This is a genomic window from Flavisolibacter tropicus, from assembly GCF_001644645.1.
GTDB lineage: Bacteria > Bacteroidota > Bacteroidia > Chitinophagales > Chitinophagaceae > Flavisolibacter > Flavisolibacter tropicus.
The window spans coordinates 2,889,505-2,902,208 of sequence record NZ_CP011390.1 but is presented as its reverse complement, the minus strand read 5'-3'; the positions used below and the strand labels follow the sequence as shown (position 1 = coordinate 2,902,208).

11 protein-coding genes are annotated in these 12,704 nt (G+C 41.4%); 4 read left to right on the top strand and 7 right to left on the bottom strand.

What is annotated here, in order from left to right; translation table 11 throughout:
* Positions 1–22: 22 nt before the first annotated feature.
* Complete coding sequence (locus tag SY85_RS12220) at positions 23–1,633, bottom strand: OmpA family protein (RefSeq protein WP_082886412.1); 1,611 nt, start codon at positions 1,631–1,633, stop codon at positions 23–25.
* A 262-nt stretch (positions 1,634–1,895) separates the two neighbouring features.
* Here SY85_RS12220 and SY85_RS12215 point away from each other — a divergent pair, with 262 nt between their 5' ends.
* A complete protein-coding gene (locus SY85_RS12215) occupies positions 1,896–2,414 on the top strand; it encodes an ester cyclase (RefSeq protein ID WP_066404844.1) in 519 nt (172 codons plus the stop codon).
* Here the strand turns inward: SY85_RS12215 and SY85_RS12210 are convergent.
* The 3 genes from SY85_RS12210 to SY85_RS12200 are packed head-to-tail and all read right to left on the bottom strand — an operon-like array spanning position 2,401 to position 6,864.
* The gene (locus SY85_RS12210) at positions 2,401–4,302 is read right to left on the bottom strand and encodes a RecQ family ATP-dependent DNA helicase (RefSeq protein ID WP_066404842.1); all 1,902 of its coding nucleotides are present in this window, start codon (positions 4,300–4,302) and stop codon (positions 2,401–2,403) included. The two genes, SY85_RS12215 and SY85_RS12210, sit on opposite strands and share 14 nt — an antisense overlap.
* Positions 4,303–4,329: 27 nt before the next feature.
* Positions 4,330–4,683: a four helix bundle protein gene (locus SY85_RS12205; protein ID WP_066409695.1), complete on the bottom strand. Its 354-nt coding sequence runs from the start codon at positions 4,681–4,683 to the stop codon at positions 4,330–4,332.
* A 57-nt stretch (positions 4,684–4,740) separates the two neighbouring features.
* On the bottom strand, positions 4,741–6,864 hold the full coding sequence (locus tag SY85_RS12200; RefSeq protein WP_066404840.1) for a heavy metal translocating P-type ATPase: 2,124 nt from the start codon (positions 6,862–6,864) through the stop codon (positions 4,741–4,743).
* Positions 6,865–6,968: 104 nt separating this feature from the next.
* Between SY85_RS12200 and tsaE the strand changes: the two genes are divergently transcribed.
* Genes tsaE through SY85_RS12185 form a run of 3 tightly spaced genes read left to right on the top strand, consistent with a single transcriptional unit; the run spans position 6,969 to position 9,823 of the window.
* A complete protein-coding gene (tsaE, locus tag SY85_RS12195) occupies positions 6,969–7,430 on the top strand; it encodes a tRNA (adenosine(37)-N6)-threonylcarbamoyltransferase complex ATPase subunit type 1 TsaE (protein ID WP_066404839.1) in 462 nt (153 codons plus the stop codon).
* A 44-nt stretch (positions 7,431–7,474) separates the two neighbouring features.
* The gene (locus tag SY85_RS12190) at positions 7,475–8,689 is read left to right on the top strand and encodes an alanine dehydrogenase (protein ID WP_066404838.1); all 1,215 of its coding nucleotides are present in this window, start codon (positions 7,475–7,477) and stop codon (positions 8,687–8,689) included.
* A 15-nt stretch (positions 8,690–8,704) separates the two neighbouring features.
* Positions 8,705–9,823 carry an acyltransferase family protein gene (locus tag SY85_RS12185; RefSeq protein ID WP_066404837.1) on the top strand — a complete coding sequence of 373 codons (1,119 nt, stop codon included), beginning with the start codon at positions 8,705–8,707 and terminating at the stop codon, positions 9,821–9,823.
* On the opposite strand, the gene SY85_RS12180 is transcribed toward SY85_RS12185, so the two are convergent.
* The 3 genes from SY85_RS12180 to SY85_RS12170 are packed head-to-tail and all read right to left on the bottom strand — an operon-like array spanning position 9,816 to position 12,638.
* Entirely contained in the window at positions 9,816–10,433 is a 618-nt protein-coding gene (locus SY85_RS12180; RefSeq protein WP_066404836.1) for an ABC transporter ATP-binding protein, read from the bottom strand. The two genes, SY85_RS12185 and SY85_RS12180, sit on opposite strands and share 8 nt — an antisense overlap.
* Positions 10,423–11,217 carry an acyl-ACP--UDP-N-acetylglucosamine O-acyltransferase gene (gene lpxA, locus SY85_RS12175; RefSeq protein ID WP_066404834.1) on the bottom strand — a complete coding sequence of 265 codons (795 nt, stop codon included), beginning with the start codon at positions 11,215–11,217 and terminating at the stop codon, positions 10,423–10,425. The genes SY85_RS12180 and lpxA overlap by 11 nt, the downstream gene beginning before the upstream one ends.
* The gene (locus tag SY85_RS12170; RefSeq protein WP_066409690.1) at positions 11,214–12,638 is read right to left on the bottom strand and encodes a bifunctional UDP-3-O-[3-hydroxymyristoyl] N-acetylglucosamine deacetylase/3-hydroxyacyl-ACP dehydratase; all 1,425 of its coding nucleotides are present in this window, start codon (positions 12,636–12,638) and stop codon (positions 11,214–11,216) included. Before SY85_RS12170 ends, lpxA begins: the two co-directional genes overlap by 4 nt.
* Positions 12,639–12,704 lie beyond the last annotated feature (66 nt).

The window sequence follows — 12,704 nt, the reverse complement described above, 5'->3', positions numbered from 1 at the left end:
GTATTGAACTAAGTGTGCTCTTTTAGTTCTTTACAATTTTAAATTCCACTCTTCTATTTAGTTGACGGTTTTCATCAGTGTCATTAGGAGCTACAGGCATTGTTTCGCCATAGCCTTTCGATGTGATCCTTGTAGGCGCAATGCCTTTAGATAAGATGTATTCCATTACAGAGCGGGCCCTGTTATCACTTAATTTGAAATTATAGTCATCAGCACCTCTGCTATCGGTGTGAGCACTCATTTCTATTTCAATGGCCGGATTCTCCTGAAGTAGTTTTACTACCCGGTCTAATTCTACATAAGATTCTGGGCGCAGATCCCATTTGTCAAAATCAAAGAATACATTATTTAAACGCACTACCTGGCCTATTTCAATGGGCACCAGGTATAAGTCTTTATGAATTTCTTTATAACCAGCTTTTACTAAAGAGTCTAAGCTGAGATTCTCGGATATGGCAAAGAACTTATCGGCCGAAGCACGGATACTATAATTCTTATCATAAGGAAGAACAATCTTGAAAGCACCATCCTCTGGATTGGAAATACCATTGCCTGCAATAGTTCCGTCTGGTAAGGTTTCATATACCAGCGATGCGCTAAGCGGCTTGCCTGTCTTTTTGTTATAAACATTGCCACTAACCAATACCACTGGGTTGGGTTTTTCTTTCTCTAATAGCTTAACACGTACAATATCACTTGCTCCATATCCATTTAAATGCGTGCTCATGTAAGCGTATTCGCCACCGGCATCCAGCGTAAAGAAGGCATCCCAGTCTTCTGTATTAATGGGCGCTCCAAGATTGACTGGCTCGCTCCATTTTTGCCAGCTTTTATCTAAGCGCTTGGTCATCCATATATCATTATCACCAAGGCCGCCGGGACGGTCACTACTGAAATACAGTGTTTCTCCATCGGCCGCCAGGTAAGGTGTCATTTCATTGTACTTAGTAAGGTTGATCTTTTTACCAAGGCTTTTAGGTTCTGTCCACGTACCATCCGGTTCCAGGAAACACACATAGATGTCATTGTTGTAACCGCCTTTTTCTTCTGACATATATAGCAACAGTGTTTGACCATCATGAGCCATACTGGCTCCATTTTGGCGACCCCGGTCATATTTCTGGTAGTTTTTGATTTGTAACATTTGTGGCTTACTCCAGGAACCATTTTTCTTCAGGTAACTCATACTAACACCATTGCCTGCATAATCGCCATCAACAAAAGCATTCCGGATCAAGATCCGGTTGTTATCAGGCGATATCCAATAAACGGCATTGTAGTGATAAGTATTAAGCGGATACTCCATATGCATGGCTTCGCTCCATTTGCCTGTAGTGGTATCTCTAAACGAACACCATATGTCTTGTGAATTGCGGATAGAATTGTACTTGGTATTGTAAGGGTGGTTCTCACAAATAAAAAACAAGATATTGCCATCGGCCGAAATAGTGGGTCTGAGTTCTGCTAGCTCTGAATTGATATTGACGCCTAGGTTTTCAATTTTAAGAATGGTTTCTGGGCGTATGATCTTGTCTTTCTGTTCTATGAGAACTGCAGTTGTGTCTATGCTGGTTTGGGCTGTTATGTATTGCAGGTTAGCTGCCATACATAAGAGGAGCAGAATCCTTTTCATGGGTTGGATTTGGGTTATTTATACTGCAAAATAAGAAGGTACACTAATTATTAATAGGAAATTGATAAGATCGTAAAAGAACTATGTAAATGTTCGTGTTGATAAGGTAGAAAAAACATTACATTTTTAGGCCTTTTTCAATAAAGTTCGTTTAGCCGTGGCCAATATGTAACGTTTATGATCAGATTATCTATTGGCTGGGCTGGATGCTATTGCATTCCTTAAATGCGCGCCGTATTTTTCTGATCATTAAATCTGCTTTATGAAAACATTATGGATCGTTGCACTTTCAGCATTCACTTACACAGCCTGCTCTAACTCAGCAGCAAACTCTCCTGAGGCCAACCAGAAAGCTAAAGAAGAACGTAATAAACGCACTGCCTTAGCCAGTGTAATGGCGGTGGAAAAAGGTAATCTCGATTCGGTATTTAAAGATGCAGTACCTGATCTCGTAGAATATGGAGAAGGCTCTAGCTCTTCAGTAAAAGGCTTGGATAGCGTAAAAGCAGGCTTTAAAAGCTGGATGGCAGCAGTTCCTAATTATAAAGGCTCTGATTTTATAGCTGTAGCCGATGGCGAATATGTAATGGTTTATGGCCAATGGAGTGGTACCTGGTCTAAGGATTTTTTGGGAATGAAACCCACCGGCCGTTCTTTCAATCTATACGATGTTGATATTTTTAAATTCAATGATAAAGGAAAGATTGTTGAACATCATTCTGTACAATCCAACAGAGAGGCGGCACGGCAGCTAGGTATGGATATGCCTAGTTTTCAATAAATAGCTGTCCGTTTTTGTTTATACTTATTTTATGTTCAGCCTGGAGGAACTCTAACACCTGCCAGGCTTTTTCTTTTTTCAGCCCTAGTTGTTGAATGAGCTGCTCTGGTAATAGTGGCCCACTCTGTAATGCAGCTTTTATCTCGTGGTGAATAGTTGCAAACTCTTCTTTACTTAATGGTAATGCTTTTGTTTTTAAACAATTGTCGCAAATCCCACAAGCCTTCGTTTTATCATCACCAAAATAGTTGTTTAAGTATTGACTACGGCAACTGCTGATGTTTGTATAGGTGATAATCTTTTCAACTCGTTCTATAAAAACAGCCTTGCGCTTTTCATACTGGGAAAGGTCAAGGTAGAGGTCTTCTACGCGCACCCGGTGTTTTTTAAAGATGATTTGAGGTGCATCATTTTGTGGGGTATATCGGATTACACGAAGGGCAGTAACTGCCAGGAGTATTTGCTTTATTTCTGCTTCAGTTTTTTTTGTGAGGTAGGCAATGTTTTTCTCAGTTACAAAAACCGGGTAATCAAATATGCCTTCGTATGTCCGGAGTAATGTTGTAAGCAACGGCTCGTATTGTGGATAGCTGCGTTGAAACTGATACAACTGCTGTTTGTTTGTTGTAAAAACAATTGTGGAGGGTGAAAAGCTCTTTTCATTGAATACTAGCCAGCCATCACTTTCCAAAGCTTTCAGTGCATACAAGGCTTCCTGGTTGTTTAACTGAAAGTTGCGAACGAAGTCGGTGAAATTAAAGTTATAACTTATATCCTCTCCGGTATACGCGGGTATGTGTAGGAAATTTACAAGCGACTGGTACACATGGCGTATGCGTTCAAAACTGGGAAAACGTGTTTGGTGTAGTTCTCTAAGGTTTTCAATATCTGCAGGCGTATAAAGTAATACCGCATATGACTTTTTGCCATCACGTCCTGCACGTCCTGCCTCTTGATAATAATTCTCTAGGCAGTCAGGCATATCGGCATGAATCACCAAGCGTACATCCGGCTTATCGATGCCCATTCCAAAGGCATTAGTGCACACCATCACCTGCACCTGGTTATTGATCCAGTCCTGTTGTTTTTGATCACGCTCCTCTGCAGAAAGTCCCGCATGATAATAATGACTTGAAAAGCCATGCATTTGCAATAGTTGAGCAATTTCCAGTGTACGGCGGCGGCTCTTGCAATAGACTATAGCTGTGCCCGGCACCTTGCTGATAATGGTTGTTAAATTAGCCACCTTGGCGTCGGCTTGCCTAACCGTATAGGATAAGTTCTTTCGCTCATAAGATTGACGAAACAACTGTACATCCCTAAGCTGTAGCTTCTCTACGATATCTTTTTGCACAGCAGGTGTTGCAGATGCCGTTAAGGCCAGCATAGGCACATCGGGCAACTCTTCCCTCAACTCTAATATCTTCAAGTAGGAGGGGCGAAAGTCGTAGCCCCACTGTGAAATACAGTGGGCTTCATCAACCGCAATTAGGTTAACACCCAGTGCCGGCAAGTATTCTTTAAATAGGTCGGTTTCTATTCGTTCAGGTGATACATATAGGAGTTTGTATTCTCCATAAGCAGCATTCTTAAGTGTTTGAGCAATCTGGCGGCGTGACATGCCAGAATAGATGGCTAAGGCCATGATCCCTCGTTTGCGCAGGTTCTCTACCTGATCTTTCATCAGCGCAATAAGCGGCGATATAACTAGGCAAATGCCTTCTTGGGCCATAGCTGGTACTTGGTAACAGATGGACTTGCCCCCCCCAGTTGGTAGGAGTGCAAGAGCATCTTTCTGCTCAAGTACTGATGTAATGATTTCTTCCTGTAAAGGCCGGAAAACGTTATAGCCCCAATATTGCTTTAGTATGTCGTGGATGGCGCTCATGGAATCGGGAATCGTTAATCGGCAATATTAGCTACTAATTAGTTTGGAAAGCATCTGGTAGGTACGGAGGGCATATGTTCCTAGTTCAGATAGTCTTTCTTTTTGGCAATAGCCTAAGTCGGCTGCTACATCTAGCGCTGCATCAATTTCGTTGAGTGAGCCTCTGGATATCTCAAAAAAGCGTTTGCGCTCTATTGAAGACTTTCTCGAAAAACCTTCAGCAATATTCAAGAACACGGAGAATGCAGCTCTCCTTATTTGTTGAGTAAGAGTAAACTTTTCCTCCGGTGGGAAACTTGAGGTAGCTTTATAGCATTCCTTAACAAAAACTCTGGATACTTTGTAGATATCAAATTGTTGATGATTAAGCTGTAGGAACATGTCATAAAGTAATGAAAGTTCCAGCATTCGCGATTATCGATTCCCGATTGCCGAAGATTAATCCACTTTCTTCACAAACAGCCTTACGGAATTAATTGCTAACACTACATCGCTCAGACCCATAATTAAAGCACCGTAGGTTGGCCCATATTCTCCTAGTAAACCTAAGGCTGCAATAGGTATTGCCACAATGTTATACGCAAAGGCCCAGAAGAGGTTTTGCTTGATAGTTAAATAGGTATGGCGGCCAAGGCCAAGCGCCAATGGTAGTTTGTTTAAGCCATGGTTCATTAGTACTACGCCCGCACTTTGCATCGCCATTTGTGAGGCATCGCTCATGGATATACCAATGGTTGCTTTTGCCAGTGCTGGGGCATCGTTAATACCATCTCCAATCATTACTGTCGGTGCTGCGGCGGTTAGCTGTGCTACGGTTTCTAATTTCTGTTCAGGCGTTTGTTCTGCAATAACTACATCAATGCCTAGTTGGTCTGCAATCTGATGGCTTTTTGCGTACCGGTCACCACTAAGCATTACCGTTTTAATATGTTTTGACTTCAGGTGATCAATAACCTGTTTGGCTTCCGGGCGAATTTCATCCTGAAGGTCAATCCAGCCAATAAGTTCGTTGTTGCGTACAATATAGATATTGTGATTGTCCTCTTTCGTAAGATCAGTGGCTAGCACATATGAGCCGGCTAGATATTGGTTGCCATCAGCATCAGTAGCCTGCATGCCTTGGCCTTTTATTTCTTCAATATTTTTCCAGCGTATTTCGCCAGTATCCTTCCATTCATTAGCAATACTCTTGGCTAACGGGTGGTTTGAATATTTTTCCAAAGAGTATACGATCGACTTAAATGTAGATTCATCAATATTTTGAAATCTAAAATCTGCAATCTGGAATTGCCCTGTTGTTAACGTTCCTGTTTTATCAAAAACGGCTTGTTGGATATTCTTAAAAAGCTCTAAGCTTTTGGCGTGGCGAAACAAAACACCATTACGTGCCGCACGACCCAAGCCAACGGCAATAGCAGCAGGAGTAGCTAATCCCATAGCGCAGGGACAGGCAATGACCATTACGGCAATGCTACGCATCATAGCAGGAGTGAAGTCGCCCAAGACAATCCAGTTGATGATTAAGGTAAGGGTGGCTATTATAAGTATTGTTGGTACAAAAATGGCACTAATTCTATCAGCCATTTGCTGCACCGGTGGTTTTTCTCCCTGAGCTTTTTTGACGAGATTTACAATATTAGATAAAACGGTATCAGCGCCTACAGCAGTTACTTGCGCTTTGGCGGTTCCTTGTTCTATAATGCTCCCGCCAATTAAAATGGCTTTCTTTCCTTTACTAACCGGAACACTTTCGCCGGTTATCAGCGCTTCATTGACCATTACATCGCCCCAAAGGATCTTACAATCAGCCGGTACTTGTTCACCGGTTTTGATTAGTACCAGATCCCCCACTCGCAATTGCGTGTTTTCTACTGGGAAGATCAGCTCCTGGTGTTGATCATCAAAGGCAATCATGTTGGCCATCACCTTTTGTGACTTGATCAGTCCTTTTAGTGCTCGCTGTGTTGATTTGACTGTGCTGTCTTCCAGGTGCTCACCCATGAAAACCAGTGTAATGATGGTGGCTGCTGTTTCAAAAAACAAATATTCATTTCCCCAGTTCATGACAGCGCCAATCAGGCTATATATAAAAGCGGATGCAGCACCTATAGAAATGAGCACATTCATGTTGGGAATGCCTCTACGCAGGCTTTTAACAGCCGAGCGACCAAAGTGGTGCATGCCCACAATAAATACCGGCAGGCATAGTGTCAATTGAATCCATGGATTCATGAGCCAGTGAAGCTTCAGGCTAGGAATCATATGAAGCATCAGTACTGCAGTAAATGGAAAACAGAATAGGAAACGTTGCAGGTTTGTTTTCAAGAAAGGTTCACTCTTTTTCCCTTGAATGATTTTTTCTCCAATTACCTTATATCCAAGATCTTCTACCCCTTTTGCTATGTTCTGTTGGGGTGTATTATCATTTATTTCAAAAGAAACATCACCATCAATTGCATTAACTTTAATTTCTTTAGCACCTTGCTTCTCCAGGTATTTATTGATAGAGAGTGCGCAATTGGCACAGGTCATTCCTTCTACTTTCCATTGAACTTTTTCCATTCTAGTCGATTTCCATGCAAAGGTACTACCCCATATTAGCCATTAAATGTTGTAACACCGACTATCTTTTCAACGCCGTTGCAAAGTGATGTTAAATTTGTGCCATGGAGATGCAATTGTCAATTGACCAGTTACATGAATTTGCTGCTGCCTTTTGGCAGCATGTAAACGAGGCAAAGGTGTTTTTATTTCATGGGCAGATGGGGGCTGGTAAAACAACTACCATTACCGCCCTGTGTCAGTATAAAGGTGTAAAACAGGCTATTAGTAGCCCCACATTTTCTATAATAAATGAATACAATTTTCAAGAAGGAGGCCAGAGCCATAAAATATATCACATAGATCTTTACCGCTTGAAAGACCTAGAAGAAATGGTGGCTGCTGGTGTAGAAGATTGTATATATAGTGGAGAGATCTGCTTTGTGGAATGGCCACATAAGGCACCTGAATTATTCGATGAAAACGTTATTCATGTGGTTATAAGTCCTATAGACGAACAAACCCGTTCTATAAAAATCCTGACAGATAAGGCGTTCAATGCCCATAGTATGGCAGAACAGTTGTAATTTGAGCCACCAATTTAATATTGTAGCTACACGATCTTGCGCATATGTCTCAACTAAAACCGGTTATAGCAACTTCATTTAATTACGAAACACTCGAGGAAACCCTGGATATAAAACCTAAAGGTGCCCGTTTACATATAGGCATCCCAAAGGAAGTGGCTTTCCAGGAGAATCGAATAGCCCTTACTCCCGATGCTGTTAGTGTATTGATCAGTAACGGGCATGATGTAGTTATTGAACATAATGCTGGGGAGGCTGCTCATTATAGCGATAAAGATTATAGTGAAGCAGGCGCTAAAATCGTTTACAGCAGGGAAGATGTGTTTAAAGCCCCTATTTTGGTAAAGAGTGCGCCAATTGTTGAAGAAGACCTGCCGTTCTTGCAACTAAATCAAATGGTTATTTCCCCCATTCACCTGAGTGTGTTAAAGGCGGAATTGTTGCAAAGAATGATGGAGAAGCGTATTACGGCTATCTCATTTGAAAATCTGAAAGACGATAGCGGTACTTATCCGATTGTACGCAGCATGAGTGAAATAGCTGGTAGTGCTGCTATATCAATTGCTGCTCAATATTTGAGTTCTGCCAATCATGGTAAAGGCGTTTTATTAGGAGGGATTTCTGGTATAGCACCTACTAAGGTCATAATTATTGGGGCAGGTATTGTGGGTGAGTATGCAGCCCGTGCTGCACTGGCCTTAGGGGCTTCTGTAAAAGTATTTGATAACAGTGTGTACCGTTTAAAGCGGTTGCAGAATAATATTGGCCAACGGTTGTGGACATCGGTTATTGAACCACGCATGCTGGCTAAGCAACTAAAAACCTGTGAAGTGGCTGTTGGTGCGTTAGGTTCAGAAACAGGACGTACCCCCATTGTCGTTACAGAAGAAATGGTAAGCGGTATGCGTACCGGGTCAGTTATTATTGATGTAAGTATTGATAGGGGTGGCTGTTTTGAAACATCCGAAATTACTTCACATGAGCAACCGATCTATTTAAAATATGGTGTAATACACTATTGCGTACCCAATATTCCTTCTGGTTTTGCTCGTACAGCATCGCAAGCTATTAGCAATGTGCTGATGCCTTTATTGCTGGAGGCAGGTGAGGATGGGGGCTTTGAACAGATGGTATGGCACCAGATTCACTTACGTAGTGGTATCTATATGTTCAAAGGGGCCTTAACCAATTTTTATTTAAGCGAAAGATTTGGTTTGAAGTATACCGATCTGAATCTGCTGATTGCCAGCCAACGCTAGAATCCCAAAAACTTAATGAAGTCCTCTTTTTTTGAGAAGTTTCGTCGGGTAACAGCCTCCACTGCATATCTGCCTGAAATAGATGGCTTGCGTTTTCTGGCAGTTTTCTGGGTGGCCATCATCATGCATACCATGCATTATTTGGATGAGAAGTTCTACAATAATCAACTCATTCATGGTGTTTGGCGACTGGTTGTGTTAGAAGGCGTAAATGGGATGCACCTGTTTTTTGTAATCAGTGGATTCATTTTAAGCTTGCCATTTGCCAGGATGTATCTCAATAACAAAGAAAAGGTGAGTTTGAAACGCTATTATTTACGTAGACTTACCCGTTTGGAACCACCTTATCTTATTGCGCTTTTCCTCTTTTTCATTGGGCATGTATTTATTATAAAGAAGTTTGCTGTTGGGCAACTCATACCAAGCTTCTTTGCTTCCATATTTTACTCACATGGTTTAATCTATGATCGGCAACCATTGATAATGCCCGTGGCTTGGTCACTTGAAATAGAAGTACAGTTTTATATTTTAGCCCCGCTTTTTTGTCTGCTATTTAAAATTCCATCAAGGTTATTGCGTAGGGCCGCATTAGTGATACTAGCTATCACTAGTGTGCTTTGCAGCTCCTTTACCACTAATCTGCTTCTATTCCTACATTATTTCATTATAGGCTTATTATTAGCAGACTTATATGTAAGTAAAGATGCAAAGGTGGAGAACTCAAAATTTAGCTTCGTAATGGGCGTTTTAGCCCTAGTGGCTTTAATAAGCATTCCTTCATATTATTGGCATTCACTGCAATATGCTAAGGTGTTGCTATTGTTTATAGTTTGTTATCAGGTATTGTTCAATTCACAAATGAAGACAATGTTCTCGGGGAAAGGAATTACATTAATTGGCGGTATGTGTTACTCTATTTACTTACTGCACTTCGGTATTATTTCCTGCTTCGGTGCAATCATGCTTTCGAGAAACACAAGCTTTGATTATAACTACGCACCGCTATATCTTATTGCTATTACCCTTCTAATATTATTATTGTCTGCCGGGTACTTCTATTATATAGAAAAGCCATTTATGAAGTTCCGGCTAAAGAGGTTAGAGCAGAAGACTAAAAAAGAAACCTTTATTTAAAATCCAAAATGCTGATTCGCTCTTGGCAAAAACGGTATTCTACTTCATCGTTGGAGCAAACCATAACCAAACGCTCTTGGCAATAGCGTTCAATTAAGGAGTGATATAACTCAATACCCGCTATATCTAAGTTGCTGCAGGGTTCATCCAATAGAACTATAGGCGTGTTGGAAAAGATGGCCTGCCCTAGCTTAACACGCTGCTTCATGCCAGACGAATAATTACGGATCTGTTTATGTGCAGCGTGTTGAAGATGTATAGCTTCTATAACATCATTCACACTTAATCCATTGAGCAACGGCTTAAATGCTTTATGAAAATGCAGGAACTCCACTAACGTCATTTCTTCTACCACATCAAGGTAAGGCGCACAAAATGAAATTGAGTTGAAAGCCTGTTCTGAAGCAATGGTTGTTGAGTTGTTGGAGTAACCAATGCCACCTTCTGAAAATTGCAACATGCCACCAATACTTTGAAGTAAAGTGGATTTTCCAGATCCATTAGGGCCGGTAATGGCATAGGCAATAGGAGCAGAGAATTCCAGGTTTACCTTGCGGAATATCCACTCCCTGTTAAAACGTTTACCGGCATTGGAGAGCTTAATCTTCATTGCCATCTTTGGAAAAGCGCTTGATTACGCCAATCTTGGAGCTCTGAATAAAATATAGAATTTCACTTTTTAACTCAGTATCAGGTAGCTCATCAACAATACGCTGAATGCCGGTTGATGTACTGTGATTACCTATAAACAACAAATGGTAGATACGGGAAATGATGTCTATTTGTTCTTGTTTAAAATTGCGGCGTTGCAGGCCTACAATGTTAATACCTGCATAAGATAATGGCTCGCGGGCTGCTTTAACAAATGGTGGCACATCCTTGCGGATAGCGCTCTGGCCGCCAATGTACGTATGTGCACCAATACGGGTAAACTGATTGGCAGCGGCTAATCCGCCAATAATAGCATAGTCGCCCACTTCAACGTGGCCAGCCAATTGAACACCATTGGCCAGAATAACATTGTTTCCAACAATACAATCATGAGCAATATGAACATAAGCCATTAATAAACAATGGCTACCTACAGAGGTTTTCCATTTATCTTTAGTACCGCGATTTACAGTTACACATTCGCGGATTGTTGTATAGTCGCCAATCTCAACGCTGGTTTCTTCACCAATGAACTTCAGATCTTGAGGAATAGCACCTATTACAGCGCCTGGATATATGCGGCATTCTTTCCCTATGCGGCTAAAAGGCATTATTACCGCATGGGACATTATATGTGATCCATCTCCTATAACTACGTTGTCATGTATAACGGCAAAAGGCTCTACCGTTACGTTGTTGCCCAATTGTGCATTAGGGTGGATGGATGCCAGCGGTGAAATCATACTCGTACTTTAGGTTTCTTTACAATTTGAGCAACTAGGTCAGCTTCTGCTACTATTTTTTCGCCGACAAAAATAGTTCCTTTCATCTCACAAATACCACGGCGTACAGGATTCATCAGTTCCATTTTTAAAATAAGGGTATCGCCTGGTACTACTTTATTCTTGAATTTGCAGTTATCTACTTTTAAGAAATAGGTATCATAATCATGATCCGGATCGTCAGGAATGCATAATATACCACCAGCCTGTGCTAATGCTTCTACTTGTAGTACACCCGGCATTACACAGTTGCCTGGAAAGTGCCCCTGGAAGAAACCTTCATTGTAGGTCACATTCTTGATGGCAATCACATGCTTTTCCGTCATTTCAATTACCTTGTCAATCAATAAGAACGGATAGCGGTGCGGCAGTTTCTTTTCTATAGCATGTACATCATATACCGCTGGTTTATTGGGGTCATATTGCGGTACTTGCTGACGGTGCTTATTTTTTTTGATATGTTCCTTGATCTTGCGGGCAAACTCTACATTGCTCGCATGACCAGGTCGGCTGGCAATAATGTGGGCTTTGAAGGGAAACCCTACCAGCGCTAAGTCGCCTATTACATCCAGTAATTTATGACGTGCCGGTTCATTAGGAAAGCGAAGATCCAGGTTGTTCAAAATACCACCTTCATTCACTTTCACATCTTCTTTTTGGAACACTTTAGAAATTCGTTGTACCTGCTCGTCGCTAACGGGCTTGTCAACCACCACTATGGCGTTGTTGATATCGCCACCTTTGATCAGGTTGTTTTGTATCAAGAACTCCAGTTCATGGAAGAAGCAAAATGTGCGTGATGAAGCAATTTCTTCCTGAAACTCAGAAATATGCTTCATAGAAGCATGCTGTGTTCCTAAAACCGGGGAGTTGAAGTCAATCAAGGTGTTCACACGGTATTCATGGTAAGGCAATGCCACCATTTCTACCTTTTTACCTTCATCAACAAACGTTATATTATGTTGTAAGGTGTAGTACACTTTGACAGCATCTTGTTTCTTTACCCCTACTTTGTTAATAATTTCAACAAAAGGCGCGCTGCTACCATCTAAAATGGGAATTTCTACACCATCAATTTCAATCAATACGTTATCTACACCACAGCCTACCAGGGCTGCCATAAGGTGTTCAATAGTACTTACGCGAGCACCATTTGCTTCTATGGTGGTGCTACGGTTGGTTTCTATTACGTTATCTACATCTGCTTTTACAGTAGGCTTTCCTTCTAGATCTACTCTTTGAAAAACTATACCTGTGTTGGGATCAGCTGGTTTTAAAACTATATTTACGGTTTGGCCCGAATGTATGCCAACGCCACTGATCGATGTTTCAGCCGTCAATGTGTGCTGAAATTCCTGATTCGTCTGATTATCCGAGAGCATGCGGCGAAAGTAGGAAAAAAGCAAATGTACTACAGCTGAAATCTGGTAGAAACCAATCAAGTCAAG

Coding starts and splice junctions, on each gene's coding strand:
- SY85_RS12220 (WP_082886412.1), bottom strand. CDS start 1,633: ATGAAAAGGATTCTGCTCCTCTTATGTATGGCAGCTAACCTGCAATAC.
- SY85_RS12215 (WP_066404844.1), top strand. CDS start 1,896: ATGAAAACATTATGGATCGTTGCACTTTCAGCATTCACTTACACAGCC.
- SY85_RS12210 (WP_066404842.1), bottom strand. CDS start 4,302: ATGAGCGCCATCCACGACATACTAAAGCAATATTGGGGCTATAACGTT.
- SY85_RS12205 (WP_066409695.1), bottom strand. CDS start 4,683: ATGTTCCTACAGCTTAATCATCAACAATTTGATATCTACAAAGTATCC.
- SY85_RS12200 (WP_066404840.1), bottom strand. CDS start 6,864: ATGGAAAAAGTTCAATGGAAAGTAGAAGGAATGACCTGTGCCAATTGC.
- tsaE (WP_066404839.1), top strand. CDS start 6,969: ATGGAGATGCAATTGTCAATTGACCAGTTACATGAATTTGCTGCTGCC.
- SY85_RS12190 (WP_066404838.1), top strand. CDS start 7,475: ATGTCTCAACTAAAACCGGTTATAGCAACTTCATTTAATTACGAAACA.
- SY85_RS12185 (WP_066404837.1), top strand. CDS start 8,705: ATGAAGTCCTCTTTTTTTGAGAAGTTTCGTCGGGTAACAGCCTCCACT.
- SY85_RS12180 (WP_066404836.1), bottom strand. CDS start 10,433: ATGAAGATTAAGCTCTCCAATGCCGGTAAACGTTTTAACAGGGAGTGG.
- lpxA (WP_066404834.1), bottom strand. CDS start 11,217: ATGATTTCACCGCTGGCATCCATCCACCCTAATGCACAATTGGGCAAC.
- SY85_RS12170 (WP_066409690.1), bottom strand. CDS start 12,638: ATGCTCTCGGATAATCAGACGAATCAGGAATTTCAGCACACATTGACG.